Annotated in this window: 17 protein-coding genes and 1 pseudogene; 9 read left to right on the top strand and 9 right to left on the bottom strand. The window is 62.7% G+C overall.

Going from position 1 to position 17,691, the window contains the following annotated elements; all coding sequences use genetic code 11:
* The first annotated feature begins 196 nt into the window (after window positions 1-196).
* Window positions 197-745, top strand: a complete 549-nt coding sequence (locus CGLY_RS12115) for an antirestriction protein ArdA (protein ID WP_038549756.1) — start codon at window positions 197-199, stop codon at window positions 743-745.
* Between the two features lie 300 nt (window positions 746-1,045).
* Here the strand turns inward: CGLY_RS12115 and CGLY_RS12110 are convergent, their stop codons facing one another.
* Window positions 1,046-1,327, bottom strand: a complete 282-nt coding sequence (locus CGLY_RS12110) for a helix-turn-helix domain-containing protein (protein ID WP_227590266.1) — start codon at window positions 1,325-1,327, stop codon at window positions 1,046-1,048.
* A 352-nt stretch (window positions 1,328-1,679) separates the two neighbouring features.
* Between CGLY_RS12110 and CGLY_RS16830 the strand changes: the two genes are divergently transcribed.
* From CGLY_RS16830 to CGLY_RS18110, 5 genes are all read left to right on the top strand, one after another.
* Window positions 1,680-2,609 (top strand): hypothetical protein, encoded by a 930-nt coding sequence (locus CGLY_RS16830; RefSeq protein ID WP_052540146.1) that lies wholly within the window; start codon window positions 1,680-1,682, stop codon window positions 2,607-2,609.
* A 50-nt stretch (window positions 2,610-2,659) separates the two neighbouring features.
* On the top strand, window positions 2,660-3,466 hold the full coding sequence (locus tag CGLY_RS12100; RefSeq protein WP_038549752.1) for a hypothetical protein: 807 nt from the start codon (window positions 2,660-2,662) through the stop codon (window positions 3,464-3,466).
* A 125-nt stretch (window positions 3,467-3,591) separates the two neighbouring features.
* Window positions 3,592-4,811, top strand: a protein-coding gene (locus tag CGLY_RS12090) for an IS3 family transposase (protein ID WP_144313686.1) whose coding sequence is annotated in 2 segments (ribosomal slippage) — window positions 3,592-3,871 and window positions 3,871-4,811 — 1,221 coding nt in all. Because the reading frame shifts where the segments join, the coding sequence is not laid out codon by codon here.
* Between the two features lie 153 nt (window positions 4,812-4,964).
* On the top strand, window positions 4,965-5,981 hold the full coding sequence (gene trpS / locus CGLY_RS12085) for a tryptophan--tRNA ligase (RefSeq protein WP_038549747.1): 1,017 nt from the start codon (window positions 4,965-4,967) through the stop codon (window positions 5,979-5,981).
* Window positions 5,982-5,994: 13 nt separating this feature from the next.
* Window positions 5,995-6,573, top strand: coding sequence for a GNAT family N-acetyltransferase (locus tag CGLY_RS18110; protein ID WP_407080796.1), 579 nt, complete (start codon window positions 5,995-5,997; stop codon window positions 6,571-6,573).
* Between the two features lie 1,195 nt (window positions 6,574-7,768).
* Here the strand turns inward: CGLY_RS18110 and CGLY_RS12070 are convergent.
* Entirely contained in the window at window positions 7,769-8,173 is a 405-nt protein-coding gene (locus tag CGLY_RS12070) for a hypothetical protein (RefSeq protein WP_038549744.1), read from the bottom strand.
* Window positions 8,174-8,484: 311 nt separating this feature from the next.
* Here CGLY_RS12070 and CGLY_RS12065 point away from each other — a divergent pair, with 311 nt between their 5' ends.
* Both CGLY_RS12065 and CGLY_RS12060 read left to right on the top strand, forming a co-directional pair.
* Window positions 8,485-9,840, top strand: coding sequence for a TrkH family potassium uptake protein (locus tag CGLY_RS12065; RefSeq protein WP_038552879.1), 1,356 nt, complete (start codon window positions 8,485-8,487; stop codon window positions 9,838-9,840).
* Window positions 9,833-10,516: a potassium channel family protein gene (locus CGLY_RS12060; RefSeq protein ID WP_038549742.1), complete on the top strand. Its 684-nt coding sequence runs from the start codon at window positions 9,833-9,835 to the stop codon at window positions 10,514-10,516. The genes CGLY_RS12065 and CGLY_RS12060 overlap by 8 nt, the downstream gene beginning before the upstream one ends.
* A gap of 425 nt (window positions 10,517-10,941) precedes the next feature.
* Here the strand turns inward: CGLY_RS12060 and CGLY_RS12055 are convergent, their stop codons facing one another.
* Window positions 10,942-11,328 (bottom strand): MerR family transcriptional regulator, encoded by a 387-nt coding sequence (locus CGLY_RS12055; protein ID WP_038549740.1) that lies wholly within the window; start codon window positions 11,326-11,328, stop codon window positions 10,942-10,944.
* A gap of 203 nt (window positions 11,329-11,531) precedes the next feature.
* Here CGLY_RS12055 and CGLY_RS12050 point away from each other — a divergent pair, with 203 nt between their 5' ends.
* Window positions 11,532-13,046 carry a SulP family inorganic anion transporter gene (locus tag CGLY_RS12050; protein ID WP_038549738.1) on the top strand — a complete coding sequence of 505 codons (1,515 nt, stop codon included), beginning with the start codon at window positions 11,532-11,534 and terminating at the stop codon, window positions 13,044-13,046.
* Between the two features lie 22 nt (window positions 13,047-13,068).
* Here the strand turns inward: CGLY_RS12050 and chrA are convergent, their stop codons facing one another.
* The 6 genes and pseudogenes from chrA to CGLY_RS12020 all read right to left on the bottom strand — a co-directional run bounded on the left by chrA (window position 13,069) and on the right by CGLY_RS12020 (window position 17,663).
* Window positions 13,069-14,292: a chromate efflux transporter gene (chrA, locus tag CGLY_RS12045; protein WP_227590265.1), complete on the bottom strand. Its 1,224-nt coding sequence runs from the start codon at window positions 14,290-14,292 to the stop codon at window positions 13,069-13,071.
* A 268-nt stretch (window positions 14,293-14,560) separates the two neighbouring features.
* Window positions 14,561-14,731 (bottom strand): hypothetical protein, encoded by a 171-nt coding sequence (locus CGLY_RS17580; protein ID WP_158407393.1) that lies wholly within the window; start codon window positions 14,729-14,731, stop codon window positions 14,561-14,563.
* 69 nt (window positions 14,732-14,800) lie between these two features.
* The gene (locus CGLY_RS12035; protein WP_038549734.1) at window positions 14,801-15,679 is read right to left on the bottom strand and encodes a permease; all 879 of its coding nucleotides are present in this window, start codon (window positions 15,677-15,679) and stop codon (window positions 14,801-14,803) included.
* Between the two features lie 10 nt (window positions 15,680-15,689).
* Window positions 15,690-16,100, bottom strand: a complete 411-nt coding sequence (locus CGLY_RS12030; RefSeq protein ID WP_052540916.1) for an ArsR/SmtB family transcription factor — start codon at window positions 16,098-16,100, stop codon at window positions 15,690-15,692.
* 78 nt (window positions 16,101-16,178) lie between these two features.
* A pseudogene (locus tag CGLY_RS12025) lies at window positions 16,179-17,251 on the bottom strand (FAD-dependent oxidoreductase).
* Between the two features lie 55 nt (window positions 17,252-17,306).
* The gene (locus CGLY_RS12020; protein ID WP_038549732.1) at window positions 17,307-17,663 is read right to left on the bottom strand and encodes an ArsR/SmtB family transcription factor; all 357 of its coding nucleotides are present in this window, start codon (window positions 17,661-17,663) and stop codon (window positions 17,307-17,309) included.
* Window positions 17,664-17,691 lie beyond the last annotated feature (28 nt).

Here is a 17,691-nt window from a genome sequence, read left to right as displayed (position 1 = left end):
CACGGTCTGGCTGTAACCTGCTGTCGCTTCGCAGACTGAAGGGGCATCACCCTCGGCTATCTCGGTGTGTGCCTCCCACCACCTGTTCTTCAAAGAACACACCGTTGCCCCTTTTTTTCCTCGCATCAAGGATCGTCGGTGCCGATCCCGGGAAGACAATTGAATGATTGTCTAGTGACCCCGGGAGGTCCACCCCATGAAGACGTTCAACCCCGCTACCGACACCATCACGCCCCGCGCTTGGGTCGGCTGCCTTGCCTGCTACAATGACGGTGAGCTTGTCGGCCACTGGTACGACGCCATTGACGCCGCCAACGTGCTTCCCGTCGATCTGCACGGTGTCCCCACCGACCACGAGGAACTGTGGGTGATGGATCATGAGTTCCTACCCACAATCCCCGGTAACCCAGAGATGGACCCACTGACAGCAACAGCCTGGGCTGAGGCCATCGAGGCAATCTCCCCGCACTGGAGGGCAGCGTATCTCGCCTGGATCGAGGACCAGTGGATCAGCACCCCTTCCGAGGCTCCTGGCCGTGACGAGTTCTTCGGCTTCTTTGCCGGTGAGTACGCTAACTTCACCGACTACGCCGATGGGATCGTGTGCGACACCGGAATGCTCATCGGTGTGCCAGAGGAGTTCATCCAGTACTTCGACCTTGAGCGCTACGCCGCCGACCTCGCCCTCGACTACACCGTGATCGACACCGCCGACTACAACGTGTGGGTCTTCGCCAATCACTGATCCACCCCATGGTGCGAGCAGCGCCACCGTTTACGTCATCTTCCTCGTTGGGTGACAGTGCTAATCCCACATCGGCCTCGATCATCTTATCGAGCAGAGGTTAACCGGCTACGGGTGTGTAGATCAGGGGTAATGGAACGTCTGTCGAGTAGCTTCGAGGCGGCGTGGCTGACCGAGAAAGCCACGAATATAACTCGTATGCCTACTCCCGGCCTTCTAGGAAGGCTTCTACGTTCTAGTCGAATCTTCACCGGGCCACTGCGGGTTCACATCGCGACCGGCTCGCTGGCTGCAACAGTGTCAGACATCTTGTTGTTCGCGCTCTTCGGCAAGCGCCAGTAGTCGAGATGGTCGCACCCCAAGTGCATCGGCGAACCTGCCGAGCACATCGACCGTCAAGCTTGTCTGCCCCTGTTCGACGCGGATAACCCCCCGGGTACTGATGCCGACCTCGTCGGCCAGTGCGCCTTGGGTCATTCCCTGCTCGCGCCGTAGCGCGGAGATGCTCTGGCCCAGGTTCATGCGTCGATCCTCTTGGCGCTGCAGCTGTGCTGCGCTGAGGTGTGCGGGCGACTGGGGCATGTCAACCATTGTGCCCTACGGCCTGCGGCGATCAAACACACCTGATGTGGGGAGAGCTCCTCGTTCGCGTTGCGTGCCATATAGAGTGACAGTACTGTCACATTTGGGGCATGGCAACCGAGGTCCCCTGACCGACAGAGCTTCAAGATCCCGGCCGCGAACCCCCTGGATACGTTCCCCTGCTAGCCCTGGCGGTCAGTGCCACGAAAAAATAAAGATCCTTCACGATCATCCATTGTTAAGAGAGAACTCCATGTCACGAGCACACTTTCCCCGTGCGCTATCTATCGCAGCAGTAGCGGTATGCACAGCTGCGACCATCAGCGCCTGTCAAACAGGCGCCAACGCTGAGTTGTCCGACACGACACTCGAATCAACGAATGCCACCACCACCGGTGGTAGCTCCGGGCCCCGGCCCACAGAAAGCAACGAGACGACCAACAGGAGCACTGCCGGTGACGATGACCTGTCCGAAGCCTACGATCGTGTACTTGAATCCGCACCGGCTGACTCGCAATACGCACTTGTCGATATCACCTCAGACGGCGATCCGGAGTTGCTGCTGAAGACACCGGCAGAAGGGCAAGAGTCGCTGTATGACGTGTCGGTCTACGACACCAGCGGCACCGAAGTTCCTGTAGACGGTGTCACGACCGGGAAGTTCGCCGACGGTCTGCCAGGTGCAGGAGGGCGACGCTACGAGCTCGCCGCCAGCAAAGACGACGACGGCATCCTGTTCTCGCTGAGGCAGTCCATGGACACCGAGATGACGATGGACCTGTGGACCATCGACAACGGAGCGGTCCGCAAGACAGGGCAGTCCTGGACCTACCCGGTTGCAGCACCTCCGGCACCGGCGGACGCAAATGCTCCTGCCGACCTGGTTGCCAAGTCGGTCGACATCGACTGGAAGCCACTTCCCGGTGCCACAGGAGCCGCTACTGGCGACACCTCTGGTGGTACCGGTCCCGCGACCTCTGGACGTTCCAAGGCGGACTACCCGAACTTCGGTGCCGGGACGACCAACAGTGGGCAGACCCAGACCACCTCGGACCAGTTCGCCCGTGCTGTCTACAACGCCTGGATCGACCAGTACATCGCCACCGGCAACCTCGATGCCGTGGTCACGGCAACCTCTGAGGCGACCGGTGAGACCTACGACATGACGTGCTCTGCGATGGGGCCGAACGTCATCTGCACAGGTGGCAACAACGCCAGTGTGCAGATCTATCCGCCCGCATCCGACCCCTCGACGCTGCCTGGCGGCGTGCAGTGGGGCTAGGTGAGGCCCTGACTAACTGCACCCACGACACCTACCGATAAGGAGAGACCATGAAGACCCGAACCATCCGCCGCACCATCGCGGTCACCGCTATCGCACTGTGTGCGACCACCACAGTCGTTGCCTGTGGCTCCGACGACTCCACCGGTGACGGTGGTGTCGGTGCTCTGTTCGGCACCACGACTCAGTCCACACCCGAGGGTGGCACCGGGGCAGCGACCAGTGGAATGCCTGATGACAGCACGTTCTTGAGGGCCGGGGAGAAGATGGACTTCACCACCGGCACCATCTACGAAAGCGACGGCAAGGAAGAGTTCGGCAAGGATGCCACTGGGTTCACCGTGTCACTGGACAACCTGCGTCAGATCGACCGAGTGATCACGGGCGACCAGAACGCCCCGGACGGCCACCCTGACGGGGACAAGAAGAGCTTCGTGCTCTGCTACGACGCTTCCATGACGTTCGAGCCGTGGGAGGGCGGAGAGGTGAACGGTGCAGGTATGCCGTCGCACGACAGCATCGCAAGCAGGGCAGCAGGTGTGGCTGATCGGATGAGCGTGCAGCCGGTTGACCAGGACTACCGGGGCATGCTCGGTGGTACCCAGGCCTGGGTAGCAGCAGGCGATGACCACTACGCCGAGGAAGCTGAGGGCTCCACCTATTACGGGCCCATGAAGATTGACGAAGCAGGCCTCGAAGCCACCCTCACGAAGTGCTACGCACCGAAGTCTGAGCAGGAGGACTCGGAGGACTGGATGCGTGACATGTATGTCCAGATCTCCCCGACGCGGAAGTCCAAGACCAACACCATCCTCGCTGACGACGGTGAGATCTCGGGCTGGCGACTCAGCATGTGACCTTGACACCCCGCAGCACCACGTAACCCCGCTAGGATTGCTTCTGACGGGGTTGAGTTTGGCCCTACCCTCGTTGAGTGGACACCCGTTTTAGCGGGACCCGTCCCGCACGAGAGGATGCCACCATGACCGAGAAGACCCCCGGCAAACGACCACGGAGAACCTTCACCCCCGAGTACAAGCACGAGGCCGCGCGCCTGGTCATCGACACCGGACGCAGTATCGCCGAAGTCGCCCGAGAGTGGGGCGTCGGTTCCCAATCGTTGGGAAAGTGGGTTGCCGTCGGACGCGCCGAGCAGGCCGGCGAATCGACCGGAGAGTTGTCCCTGGACGAACGCGCCGAGCTCAAGGCCCTGCGCCGCCAGGTCGTCGAGCTGCACAAGGACAACGAGTTCCTGGGCAAAGCAGCCGCCTTCTTCGCCACCAAGCAACGACCGACGAACGGTACGGACTGATGGCGGCGCAGAAGGCGAACTTCCAGGTCACACGCATGGTTCGACTTCTGGTAGTGTCCCGGTCCGGTTTCTACGCCTGGGTGGCACGGCACGCAGGTCAGCCAGGCTCACAGCGCCGTGCACGCGATCACCTTGACGCGAAGGTCCGTAAGGTCTTCGACGATTCCGATGAGGTCTACGGTTCGCCCAGGGTCCATGCCCAGCTGGCCCGTGAGGGTTTTGAGGTTGACCGCAAGACTGTGGCGAGATCCATGTGCCGGCAGGGGCTGAAGGGTATCAGTCCGAAGAAGTTCACTCCGGTGACGACGATCCCCGGAGTGACTACCTATACGATCCCTGACCTGGTCAAACGATGCTGGGATTGGGGCGGGATCAACCGCGTCTGGATTTCGGACATCACCTACCTGCGCACCGGTGAGGGCTGGCTGTACCTCGCAGCGGTCACTGACGCGCACTCCCGCCGGATTCTGGGCTGGGTGATGGACTCGCGGATGGGCACCTTCCTGGTGGAAAAGGCCCTGCGCAGGGCTCACACGCTGCGCGGAGAGGTTCCTGACGGTGTGGTGTTCCATGCTGACCGGGGTTCTGAGTTCAGCAGTGACGACATGTTCAAGGTCTACCGAGGACTGGAGATGCTGCAGTCGGTGGGGCGGACCGGAGTGTGCTGGGACAATGCGATGGCCGAGAGTGTGTGGGCGACAATGAAGATCGAGTTCTACGACCGGAGGAAATGGCCCACCCGGGCTGAGGCGAGGTTGAAGTTCGGTGACTGGATCGAGTCGAGGTACAACCATCGGCGGCTTCATTCCGCGCTGGGCTACCTGCCGCCGGTGAAGTTCGAAATGAATCTGCTCAACATACCTGCTGTTGAGACACCTACAGCAGCTTAGCTACCTGTCCACGATATGCGGGCAAGTCCAATCCGTACCGTAGTTTGTGAGCTTGCGCCGACTATCCGGCGCGTTCTACATGTCAGGCAGGGCTTTGCACCGGTACTGGGTAATTGACAATGCTTCGTGGCTGGTCAGCTACAGTTGTTGCGCATGAGTGATGGAGCACAGATCAAGCGCGTCCTGTCCGGCATTCAGCCCACGGCGGACTCCTACCAGCTCGGGAACTACCTGGGTGCGGTCAAGCAGTGGATTGACCTGCAGGACGGGTACGACGCTTTCTACTTCATCCCCAACCTGCACGCCATCACCGTGGACCAGGATCCTGGCCAGTTGCGTGAGCGGATTTTGGTTGGTGTGGCGCAGCTGTTGGCGTTGGGCATCGACCCGGAGAAGTCCACGATCTTCGTTCAGTCCCAGGTACCGCAGCATGCCGAGCTGGCGTGGGTGCTGACCTGCCTCACCGGCTTCGGTGAGGCGTCACGGATGACGCAGTTCAAGGACAAGTCCGCCAAGCGCGGTGCCGAACGGACCTCTGCGGGCCTGTTCATGTACCCGATGCTCATGGCGGCGGACATCCTGCTCTACCGTCCGCAGCTGGTGCCGGTGGGGGAGGACCAGCGCCAGCACCTGGAGCTGACCCGCAACTTGGCCGAACGCTTCAACGCCCGCTTCGGTGAGACGTTCGTGGTGCCCGACGGGTTCATCCCGCAGGGTGCGGCGAAAATCTACGACCTGCAGGATCCGACGTCGAAGATGAGCAAGTCCGGGGACAACCCGAAGGGGATCGTGAACCTGTTGGACGAGCCGAAGACGTCGGCGAAGCGCATCAAGTCGGCGGTGACGGACAACGACGGTGAGATCCGGTACGACCGGGAGGAGAAGCCGGGTGTGTCGAACCTGCTGGTGATCCAGTCTGCTCTGACCGGACGCAGCGTCGATGAGATCGTGGCCGACTACCAGGCGGCCGGGGCGCAGTACGGCGCGCTCAAGGTGGACACCGCCGACGCACTGCAGGCCTTCACCACCCCGCTGAAGGCCCGGTACGACGAGTACATGGCCGATCCGGCGGAGCTGAAGCGGATCCTGGACCGCGGTGCCGAGAAAGCGTCGGTCGTTGCAGAGTCTGTGGTCGCCGACGTGTACGAGAAGATGGGGCTGCTGCGCTAAGGGGGCCTCAAGTATGAGTCATGTTGCGGGTCATTGTGATGGTCCGGCTTTACTGGGGGATATGGGCGAGAATCCGGACCAACAATGTTCTTTGAAGGCAACGCCGATTACGCAGGGCGATGTGCTGCTGACACCGGTGCGCGGTGATGATGCTGACACGATGCTTACGGTGTTGCAGGATCGTGAGCTGTATGTTTTCACCGGTGGTGAGCCACCGAGTATTGACGAGTTACGCCGCACGTACGCTCGCCGGGCGGACGGAGTATCGCCTGATGGGGCGCAGTTGTGGTTGAACTGGATCGTTCGCGTGTCGGGAGAACCGGCTGGGTACGTGCAGGCAACAGTCGTTTCCCAGGACGACCAGATGGTTGCGGAACTAGCGTGGGTCATCGGGGTTCGGTTCCAGGGTCGGGGCCTGGCCACACGCAGTGCACAATTGATGTGCACGTGGCTGCGAGACCATGGGGTTAGCCACTCCACGGCCTCGATCCACCCAGACCATGCGGCTTCTGCCGCTATCGCAACCCGGCTGGGGCTGCGCAGATCAGGCTTGATAACCGACGATGGCGAGAGTATATGGCGGACGCCGTAGATCTCAGGCTGTGAATGTGAGAGCTATATGGCCTGGATGCTTAAGCAGGAACTAAAGCAGGCACTATTCGGCGGCCGACCGTCGGCTTTCGGACCTCTCCGGTCCATGCTCGGCGGTTGAGGCGTGTGTCGGTAGGTGCGCGTTAGCTATAATCCCCGTGAGGTCATGAACACGCGATGAAGGAAGCGCCCCTTCGATAGGTGTGCGGGCTCGGTGATCTTGAGTGATGCAGGAACTGCTTGCACGCCGCCTCACGATCCGTCTCACTCAGATGCGGCCATGCCGTAGGCCCACTCGGTCATCAGCGTGTTGTTGGGCCGTTCGTCCTTGCTGTTGGTCTGCGTCGGATATGCCCAGGTGAACCGGTGGGTGACCTTCGCGCTTAGGGCATTTTGAACACCTGTGAGCGGTAGCAAGGCCCGTTGTGGGTCATCACCGCCTCCACGGTGACCTCCAATGACTCGAAGAAGGTTGTAGCCTGGGTCCAGAACCCCGTAGCGGTGTCTTTACACTCGTCATTCAGGATCTCCGAGTAGACGCTCTCGAGTAGTCGTCGATGCCCGTGATGCAAGCACTGGTAGCCTGGAGATCGGAACACTCCGGGGCGTGCCGCCGCCCCACTGGCAATGCTTGATGCCCGTTGCTGGGTGGAGCCTCTGCTGAGCATTCGCCATCAGGCCCTGCGGGGAGAACCCGCCCGAGTTTCTGAGGCCGACATGCACCAACTCGCCGGGCAGGTTCTCTCGTAGCGTATCGGCGGGATCTTGCGTGCTGGCAGGACAATGGTTTGATCCCCACTGCCGACGCGGTCCAGTGCGGGTGTGGTGTGGCGAGTCCGCACCCGGCCGACGGTGGCGCGGGCGGCACCGAGGTGGGAGCCGAGTGGCCGGTGAGACGTTGAACCGTTCAGCCGCTGGGTGTCGGGACCAGCAGTGGCCGATGACTAGCTATACGAGTTACCGGACTGGGTCAATGTTGCGTTACACCCGCGTCAGGAAGGGAATCCTGGGTTCCTCGTAGTGAGTGGTGATTCACTCAGTACGGTTGCCGGCGTTTTTCCTGAGTACCATGCGTTGCGGTGGTCATGACCTCCCAAGGCAATGCAGTTAGTAGAATCACAGCACGACCTATAGTCCGCGACGAATCAGACAAGTGCGTGCAACTTCGGCACATTGGAAATGTTATCCTAAGTATCTTAGCGGGGTTGGACTTTTCGGATGTCGGCGATTTGGCCTCGCGACAATCCCGTCGTGGTGGTCACCTCATCCCATGACACGCCCGTGGCCAGCGCGGCACACACAGCTGCATCGCGATGCGCGCGGGCCTCCTCGAGGTGCTCTACGGCGTCACGACACCGAACCTGCGCGTCGTAGAGGTCATCTAGTGACCGTGCGGCCACTTCAGGCTGGACCTTCTCGACCAACCGGACCAATCGCTCGGTATCATCCGCACCGATCTGCTCTGGGTCAATAACCCGGTTCTCTGACTGCTCAATCGTGCCAATCTGCTCGCGCACAAGCTCCTCGCCCAGAGCAGTGTCCAACCCTGATCGACGATGAACGGCGATGGATATGTCCTCGACAGAGAACGCACCCGTCATGATTACCCTTTCACGTGCACACTCGACCCTAGATAACTGATGTGGCCCAGAACACTATACCCGCAGTACCTGGAACAAGGACGAATCCTGCCCCCCTCGCGCAGCGCGCAGAGGCCGCAGCCAGCCGCAACGATCTGGCGCCACGGCACGTCGTCACTGAGCGCAGCATCCCTCGGGATGCAGCGTCGCCTGCCTAGTTGTACTGGCCGGGGATGTCTCTTCAGTCACCCTCTAGGCAAACCGGGACGGGGAGGACTACGCTCATGCCGGTGGAACTCAGTCGTCCTCACCGCTACCCCCGCCACCTGCGCATGCCGCAGATCACACTCTCACCGGCCCAGGCAGTCGCCCTAGGATTCCTGGCACTCATCGTGATCGGGACACTGGTGTTGAGCATGCCAGCAGCCTCGGCTTCTGGTGTTGGCACTGATCTGTTGTCGTCCTTGTTCACGGTCACCTCCGCGGTGACGATGACCGGGTTAGTCGTCCTCGACACCGGCTCTCACTGGAGTGGGCTGGGACAAGTGATCGTGCTGGTACTGATCCAGGTCGGCGGCTTCGGCATCATGAGCGTGACCTCCCTAGCCGGAATGCTGCTCACCGGGCGAATCGGACTACGATCACGTCTCTACACCCGCGCAGAGAACAGGTCCTTGGACACCGGTGACATCGGCCGAACTGTCCTGGCGACCCTGCTGATCACCGTGATCTGCGAGGCAATAGTCGCGGTCATCACCACTGTCCGGTTCGCAACGACATACGGGATGTCGCTGCCGCAGGCCAGCTGGGAGGGCATGTTCCATGCCGTCTCCGCATTCAACAACGCCGGATTCGGTCTACGCAGCGACAGTCTGGTGCCCTATGTCGGGGACGGCTGGATCATCCTGCCACTAGCCTGTGCCCTGATTATTGGTGGCCTGGGTTATCCGGTGGTATCCGAGCTATGGGACCGAGCACGCCTCAGCATGCAGCGTCGGGGCCACCGTGGGGCCCGGAAGTTGTCGGTTACCACCCGCATCACCGTGACCGGCACAGTGATACTCATCGTGGCCGGTGTGGCAATGGTCGGCGTTCTGGAGTGGAACAACACCCTGGCTGCCCTGCCTGCAGGCACCCGGGTCCTCGCCGCATTCTTCCAAGGGGTGAGCCCGCGCACCGCCGGCTTCAACTCCCTGGACTACGGCGAATTCCACCCGGTCACATTGATGGGAACTGACCTGCTGATGTTCATTGGTGGGGGTTCGGCCGGCACGGCCGGGGGGATCAAGATCACCACCGCGGCAGTTCTCCTTGCTGCGATCATCGCAGAAGTCCGGGGACATCACGCCACGACCATTGGACACCGCACAATAAGTCAGCCTGTGGTGCGTCAGGCGCTGACAGTCGCTGTGCTCAGCGTTGTGCTGGTCGTTGTCGCGGTCGGCACGCTACGACTCCTGGACCCGGTGTTCACCGGCGATCAGATCACCTTTGAGGTCATCTCCGCGTTCGCCACCGTCGGGTTATCCACCGGTATCACCGCTGATCTGAGCTCCCCGTGCCAACTGGTGTTGTGCGCCCTGATGTATCTGGGGCGTATCGGACCGGTCACCCTCGTTGTCGCCCTGGCCGCAAAGCACAGTGCCCGACGATTCCACTATCCAGAAGAGAGGCCCTTCATTGGCTAACACACCTCGCCGCGTCCGCGGCCGCATCGACATTCCCCCTGTTGTTGTTCTGGGCCTGGGCCGTTTCGGCGCCTCGCTTGCCGAAGAGCTGACCTGCCACGGCGTGGAAGTACTCGGCATGGACGCTGACGCTCGCCTTGTTCAGGAATGCTCCAGCTTTCTTACCGATGCCGCCATCGGTGACACTACTGATCGTGAGACGCTGGTGCAGTTCGGTGTCCACGAAGTCGAGCGGGTCGTTCTCGGCATCGGCTCTGATCTGGAATCGTCTGTACTCACCGCCTCGAACCTGGTGGATCTGGGTGTGCCCAGTATCTGGGCGAAAGCGGACTCTGATGCACACGCTAAGATTCTCACCCAGGTCGGTGTCCATCAGGTTGTGCGCCCAGAACGTGACACCGGACGTCGTGTCGCTCACCTTTTGGGTGGGCGGTTCAAGGATTTCGCCCAGTTTGATGAGGACTATGGGATGATCAAACTTGCACCGCCGGACGTCATCGTCGGAGTTTCCGTGGACGTTGAAAAGTTGTGGTATAGGTTCGGCGTGAGAGTGGTCTCAGTACGGCGATCTGACGGAACGTGGGCACCTTTTCATCCCGATCGTGTCCTGTGCCGTACTGATCAGGTCATCGTCGCAGGCGATCCCGAGAAACTGGAAAGATTCGTCCGAAGGTGAGGCTTCGGTAGGCGACCGGGGATATGGCAAACCTATATCGGGATCGTGACTGCGGCTAGTCCTTGCTTAAATGGGACGAATTTAACGCGCAGAATTATCCTATAGTTGTCGGTAGAGCATACCGATAGGGTTTCAGTGAGAAATGGACAAGTTTGCACACCCTAAGAATAGGGAACGGTTAAAAGTGGAAATATTTAGGAAAGTCTATTGATGTACATTGGTCCGACGCTCGTTATTTATTGGCGTGTCGGTCAAGTGTTGGAAAGTCCTTAGTGGGTAACTTCTATCTGCCGCGGGCGTCGACCGGCGCGGGGCGAGGGAAAGACATACGGTGACCTTGCGCTGGTCTGGATGCGCCAGATTTCTATCGGTCCCTATGTCGGTTTAGTTCGGAGCGGCAGGGACTGTCGCTGGCCTGTTCGCGCTCATAGATTGATGGTTTCAAGTTGCGCCAAGAATTCCTCGGCGTACGATACTCGCTTGCGCAGCTTGTCGAGGCGCTCACCGGTCTGTGAGCGAACGTCCGCGATGAGCTGGCCGGCGTGTTCCTTGTCGGCTGGGGTGGCAGCCATCGAGGCGAGGGTGTCCACGGCGCGGAGGAAGACACCGATCTCCTCCAACGTGAAGTCCAGCGGCTTCATTCGGCGGATCAGCAGGATCCGCTGCATGTCCTCGTCGCTGTAGAGGCGGAAGCCGCCTGCGCTACGACCGGACGGGCTGACGATCCCAAGTTCGTCGTAGTGGCGCAAGGTGCGGATCGACATGCCTGTGTCGTCTGCGACCTGGCCGATCTTGCTGCCGTGTACCGCCATGTCCGCTCCCTCTGCCGTCCTGCCACGGAGCGCTGTCAGCGCACCGGAATTGCCTCCGCGAAACCCTACCGTTACGGTAGGGTTTGCTCTAGTGCTGATTTCACTATGTATCGCCAGGTCGTCTGTCTCGGCGGGCCTGGATCCACTATTTTCGGAGGTTCTTCGTGACCCAATCTACCACTGGGCCTGGCCCCGACCAGGCCATGCAATCCGCCCCACCCGCCCCGACTGCGGTCGTCGCCTCGTTCCGCTACGCGTTCAGTTCCCTTCCGCGCCTGCGCACCGAAGTGCTCGCCGGGCTAGTCGTCGCGCTCGCGTTGATCCCGGAAGCCATCTCGTTCTCCATCCTGGCCGGTGTGGATCCCAGGGTCGGGTTGTTCGCCTCCTTCACGATGGCGGTGACCATCGCCTTCACCGGTGGGCGGCCGGCGATGATCTCGGCGGCCACAGGTGCGGTCGCCGTGGTGATCGCCCCGGTGGCCCACGACCACGGCATGGACTACTTCATCGCGACCGTCTTGCTCGCGGGTGTCTTCCAGGTCGTCCTCAGCGTGCTCGGCGTCGCCAAGCTGATGCGCTTTATCCCACGCTCGGTGATGATCGGCTTCGTCAACGCCCTGGCGATCCTGATCTTCACCGCCCAGCTGCCCCACCTGCTCGGCGTGCCCTGGCTGGTCTACCCACTGGTGGCTGCCGGCCTGGTCATCATGATCGGTTTCCCGAGGCTGACTACCGTGATCCCCGCCCCACTGGTCGCTATTGTCCTGATCACCATCGTGGTCGTGGTCAGCGGGTGGGACGTGCCCGACGTCAAGGACCAAGGGGAGCTCCCCGACAGTCTGCCCGGCCTGTTCATCCCCGACGTTCCGCTGAACCTGGACACCCTGACCATCATCGGGCCCTACGCCCTGGCTATGGCGCTGGTGGGGCTGATGGAGTCACTGATGACCGCGAAGTTCGTCGACGACATCACCGACGTGCACTCCGACAAGACCAGGGAGGGGTGGGGACAGGGTGTGGCCAACATCGTCAGCTCCCTGTTCGGCGGGATGGGAGGGTGCGCCATGATCGGGCAGACCATGATCAACGTGCGTTCCTCCGGCGCCCGTACCCGCCTGTCGACGCTGTTGGCGGGAATCTTCCTGCTGATCCTGGTCGTCACCCTCGGCGACATCGTCGGGCTGATCCCGATGGCGGCTCTCGTCGCGGTGATGGTCATGGTGTCGGTGGGCACCATGGACTGGCACTCCCTACGGACCCTGCCGATGATGCCGCTGAGTGAGACCGCCGTGATGGTGGTGACCGTGGTCGCCACCCTGGCCACGCACAACCTGGCGGTCGGTGTGGTGCTCGGTGTACTCACCGCGATGGTCATGTTCGCCCGACGGGTCGCCCACCTGGTGAGCGTCGAGAAAGTCGCGGAACTCGACACCGACCACGACGGCACGATCGACACCCGTACCTACCGGGTGCACGGGCAGTTGTTCTTCGCCTCCAGTAATGACCTCGTCTACAGCTTCGACTACACCGACCTGGCCGATCACATCGTCATCGACCTGACGGAGGCCGACGTGTGGGACGCCTCGACGGTCGCAACGTTTGACAGCATCACCACGAAGTTCCGGGCGAGAGGCAAAGACGTGACGATCATCGGTCTCGACGGCGCCAGCCAGGAACGCCTCGACCGCTTCTCGGGGCGGCTCGGCGGAGGACACTGAAAACCCGTGACGTACGCGACGCCTAGAGAATGAACCACCCCAGGACACCCGCGGCGATCACCACGGCCCAGGCCGGGACCTTCCAGCTGTGGAGCGCCACGAACGCCGCGACGGCCAGTACCAGGGCGTTGACGCCGTTGCCGAGGATCCCGGCGGTGAACAGCGGGTCGTACAGCGCGGCGGTGAGGATACCCACCACTCCGGGGTTGACACCCGTCAGCACCCTGCGGGTGGCGGCGTTGCCCCGCAGTGCCTCCCATAAGTGCAGGGTGCCGACCACCAGCAGCGCGGCCGGCAGGAAGATCGCCACGGTGGCGGCCAGGGCGCCGACAATGCCGGTCACCGTTCCGAAGCTGGACGCGCCGAGGAACCCGGCGACGGTGAACAACGGCCCCGGAACGGCCTGGGCGGCACCGTACCCGGCGAGAAAGACCTCGGGCTCGACAAGGCTGGCGGTCTCCGCTTGCAGGAGCGGCAGGACCACATGGCCGCCTCCGAAGACGAGTGATCCTGCACGGTAGAAGATGTCGATCAGTGATACATACGCATTCGACGTCCACATGGCAACCAGGAGAAGCCCCACGAGCAGCAGTGCGAAGGCTCCCAGGCACGCGACAGCGGTCCGCTTGGACACTCGGACGGAGAAGGCGTCCTCCGCCCGCGGGGCCTGCTCCTGCGGGGTGAGCCAGAGGAAACCGACGAGGCCGGCCACCGCGACAGCGACCGCCAGGGTGGCAGGGCTGGGGAATAGCAGGACTACGATCATCGCTGCCGCGGCGATTGTGGCCCGGGGTGCGTCGGGCGTCAGAGACCGGGCCATGCCCAGGACCGCGTGAGCGACGACGGCGACGGCGGCCGCTTTCAGCCCGTCGATCCAGCCGGCGTCGGAGAGGTCACCGACGGCGGCCAGGACGTAGGCGCAAGCGACGAGAAGCGCCACCGAGGGCATCGTGAACGCGAACCACGCGGCGAGCATTCCGGTGTACCCGGCTCTCTGGAGTCCGATGGCCATTCCCACCTGTGATGACGCGGGTCCGGGGAGGAACTGGCACAGTGCGACGAGGTCAGCGTAGGCCTTCTCGGACAACCATCCGCGGCGCTCGACGAAGGCCTCGCGGAAGAAGGCCAGATGGGCGACCGGGCCGCCGAAGCTGGTGAGTCCCAGGCGGAGGAACGCCAGGAACACCTGCCAGGTGTCGCCCGGCTGTACGTTGCGGCCGGGGCCGTGGGGCGGGGTTCGGGGCACGTGACGATCTTGGCAACCTCGGGACGCACCGGTCAATACGGGGTGGGTGAACATCAGGTGAATAGGAGACGGCGAGGCCCCCGACTTCCCGGCCGGTGATGTGACCGGTGCGGAGAATCGCAGCCACTCCTCCTGCGCCGGTGGGCCGGTGCCCGGCGGGCGGTACTGGTGCACGTCCGCACCGACGGCGTCGGCGAGGGGCGGGTGGCAGAAGGTATGCCGTGCATTCTCCCCGCGGTCGGACACCCTGCGGGGGTGAGGTGGGGGACTACGTGCTGTTGTCGCTGGCTTCAGGGGTGTCACGACTCGCCGTACTCGATGTCTGGGGTCGTGCATCTGACTTCTCGGGCCGATCATCGGGGACGATCTCGACGTTGCAGCACGAGCTGGCGGGATTGTTGGCGGTGTTCTTCTTGGTGAACAGGTCCTTGAAAGCCACGGTGGACTCCTTCATTGTCGTGAGTGATTGATTGTTTGAGGGTTACCTGGGCGTGCTCCCCAGGCAGTTCTAGCTGGTCAGGGAGATCAGGTAGCCGCCGATGATCGCCACGGCAAGGATGGTGGCCACGAAGGTGATCAACAGTCGGGGTTTGAACACCGCTGCCAGCATCGACACCTCCGGCGGCGAGGCCCCGGCCCCGCCGATCATCAGGGCGAAGATCGGGCCGATGGCGACACCGGCGGATTGCAGTGCCAGGCCGACCGGCAGCATGGTCTCCAACCGGATGTACATCGGGATGCCGATGACCGCTGCCAGGGGCACCGCCCACCAGATGTTCGCTCCGGCGAAGCCGGTGAGCTGGTCTTCGGGTACGAACCCGTAGATCGCCGCGCCCACGGCCAGGCCCAACAGCATGGGGATCAGCAATGGGCGCAGATCAGCCCAGGCTTGTCGTAGTGCTCCGGGGAGTTCGCCGACAAGGCCTTTCCATGGCTCCGGGGTGGTCTCGCCCTGCACGCGGACGCGTTTCACCGCGGTCTGCATGCCCAGCATCGTCCAGATCATCGGCGTGATCAGGGACACCGCCAGAGTGAACACCGTGTAGATGATCGCGATCTTCCAGCCGAAGATGATCCCGATCCCACCGACGATGATCGGGTTGAGCAGTGGCGAGGAAATCAGGTACGTCATGGCAGTCTGGAAGCCGACCCCGGCGTTGAGCATCCCGACGAGCATGGGCAGTGTCGAACAGGAGCAAAACGGTGTCACCGCACCCAGCAGCAGGCCCTTGACCGGTCCGGGGACAATACCGCTGGCCATCCAGTCGCGCATCTTCTCCGGGCCGAAGCGTCGGTTGATCAGGGCCACGGCGGCCGAGACGAAGAGAAACAACGCCAGCAGCTCGCCTAGCAGCAGGGCGAAGGTCTGCAGTGTGTCTATCAGCATAATGTCGTGCTCACTGCCCCTGTTCGACCTGGCCGTCGTGGTTGTGGTCGGCAGGTGTGTCGCTGTCGTCTCTGCAGCAGGCTTTCTGGCCCTCCGGGGTCAGTGTGGCCAGGCGGGCCAGCCAGCGCACCGGATCGGCGAGCTGTTCACAGCAGATGCTGTTCACACTCGCCCGACCTTTCGCCACGGTGTCGACGACACCGGCCCGGCGCAGCGCGACCAGGTGATGACTGACCAGGGCCGGGCTCAACCCGGTGGCCTCGTGCAGCTGTCGGTTGGTCATCGACTTCTCGGACAGGGCCAGGGCGATGGTCAAGCGGTTGACATCTGCCAACGCCGCCAACGTCGGGGCCAGAAACTCGGCCTGCTCTCTCGGTGACAGGTCACTGACAGGATTGGGTAACGCAATGTTCGGTGCCATGCCGCCCAACATACACAAACTCTCACTTATAACACAAGCGATGGTTTGTTATGGCTGGTTGAAAGGAGGGCCGTCGAGCTACTTCACGGTCTTGCCGACCCGCTCCGCAGCCTGCCGGGCGGCAGCCTTGGCGAAAGGGCCGACGCCGGTGATCGTCGCTGAACCGGGACCGGTCCAGTCGCCGTAGCCCACGAGCAGCAGTCCGGGGACCTGTGGTGCGCCGTCGGTGACGAGATGTCGTACCGGTCCCAGTGCCGGGCGGAATCCGGTGCACCAGATCAGTTGATCAGCGTCCACCTCATCTAGGGAGGAGAACATGGGGGTGGCCTGAAGGTCTCCGGCGTCCCGGGCGGTGCGCACCTGCGGCAGGACGACGATGTCGCCCAGGTCGGAGTCGGCACCCGGATCGGGATCACCGCGGTTAATGGCGGCAGCGCGTTCGCGGTTGCGGCGGAACAACACCCGCCCGTCGACGTCGTCGGGCATCCAGCGCGGCGGGTGGGTGGTGTACCAGTGCACGTCGCCGACGTCCGGGTCCTCGGTCAGCTCCGCGGCGATCTGCGCCCCGGAGTTCGCCGCACCCACCACCGCGACCGTGCTGCCCCGGAATGGCTCGGGGCCGGGGTAGTTCGCCGAATGCCACTGTGTGCCGGTGAAGGTGCCCGGATAGGAGGGGACGAACGGGGCCGTCCAGGTGCCGGTTGCCGCGATGACGGTCGTCGCCGTCCAGGACCGCGTGCCTGCCCCGGGCCGGGACAGTGCTCGGCGTCGATGCGGAAGATCCCGTCGTGGTGCCCGACGCGGGCGACCCGTACCGGCCGTTCGACGGGAAGCCGGTAGCGGCGTTCATAGGCGGTGAAATAGTCCACCACATGCGAGGCCGGAGGAAACCCCCGATAGGAAGGCATCGGCATGCCCGGCAGGTTGGAGAACCCGGCAGTGGAGAACAGGTGCAGGGACGGCCACACGTGCCGCCATGCCCCGCCGGCTGCCGGTTGATCGTCGAGGACCAGGGTGTCCACTCCGGCCCGCAACAGGTAGAACGCGGTCGCCAGACCGGCCTGGCCGCCGCCGATGACGACTGCCTCGTAGTGGTCCTGCTCGATGTGTGCCCGCGCTGGGGTCGGCTCCGTACTGGCTTCGCTGTCCATGCTGTTTCGATCGTTCCTCTGTCGTCCGCCCGGTTTCCCCACATGAGATGTGGGCTCAGCCAATCTGCAGCACGGTGCGCAGCTGAGCGAAGACGTCGGGTCGGACCTGGTGGATCACACTGCGCCCGTCACGGTAGCGTTCCAGCAACCCGGCTTCGGTCATCATCTTCAAGTGGTGCGAGACCGTCGGCTGACTCAGACCCATCATCGCGGTGAGTTCACCGACGCTGACCGGGCCACACCCGACGGCGGCCAACTGCGACAGGATGCGCAACCGCACCGGCTCGGCCAGTACCTTGAACAGCCCGGCATAGCGTACCGACTCATCCTGCGTCAGCGGCCCGGTGCCCAGGGAACAGCACTGCCGGACATCCAGGACGTCGGTGTCGGGTAGCGGCTGTGTGGTGCTCATGCCCACCACGCTACATTGACGGGCGTCG

Origin of the sequence: Corynebacterium glyciniphilum AJ 3170 (assembly GCF_000626675.1) — a bacterium.
In the GTDB taxonomy this organism is placed as follows: domain Bacteria; phylum Actinomycetota; class Actinomycetes; order Mycobacteriales; family Mycobacteriaceae; genus Corynebacterium; species Corynebacterium glyciniphilum.
This window is presented reverse-complemented; position numbering and strand designations above follow the sequence as displayed.

Excerpts from the sequence above, each read along its gene's own strand:
- CGLY_RS12115 (WP_038549756.1), top strand. The coding sequence starts at position 197 with ATGAAGACGTTCAACCCCGCTACCGACACCATCACGCCCCGCGCTTGG.
- CGLY_RS12110 (WP_227590266.1), bottom strand. The coding sequence starts at position 1,327 with ATGCCCCAGTCGCCCGCACACCTCAGCGCAGCACAGCTGCAGCGCCAA.
- CGLY_RS12100 (WP_038549752.1), top strand. The coding sequence starts at position 2,660 with ATGAAGACCCGAACCATCCGCCGCACCATCGCGGTCACCGCTATCGCA.
- trpS (WP_038549747.1), top strand. The coding sequence starts at position 4,965 with ATGAGTGATGGAGCACAGATCAAGCGCGTCCTGTCCGGCATTCAGCCC.
- CGLY_RS18110 (WP_407080796.1), top strand. The coding sequence starts at position 5,995 with ATGAGTCATGTTGCGGGTCATTGTGATGGTCCGGCTTTACTGGGGGAT.
- CGLY_RS12070 (WP_038549744.1), bottom strand. The coding sequence starts at position 8,173 with ATGACGGGTGCGTTCTCTGTCGAGGACATATCCATCGCCGTTCATCGT.
- CGLY_RS12065 (WP_038552879.1), top strand. The coding sequence starts at position 8,485 with ATGCCGCAGATCACACTCTCACCGGCCCAGGCAGTCGCCCTAGGATTC.
- CGLY_RS12055 (WP_038549740.1), bottom strand. The coding sequence starts at position 11,328 with ATGGCGGTACACGGCAGCAAGATCGGCCAGGTCGCAGACGACACAGGC.
- CGLY_RS12050 (WP_038549738.1), top strand. The coding sequence starts at position 11,532 with ATGCAATCCGCCCCACCCGCCCCGACTGCGGTCGTCGCCTCGTTCCGC.
- CGLY_RS12035 (WP_038549734.1), bottom strand. The coding sequence starts at position 15,679 with ATGCTGATAGACACACTGCAGACCTTCGCCCTGCTGCTAGGCGAGCTG.
- CGLY_RS12030 (WP_052540916.1), bottom strand. The coding sequence starts at position 16,100 with ATGGCACCGAACATTGCGTTACCCAATCCTGTCAGTGACCTGTCACCG.
- CGLY_RS12020 (WP_038549732.1), bottom strand. The coding sequence starts at position 17,663 with ATGAGCACCACACAGCCGCTACCCGACACCGACGTCCTGGATGTCCGG.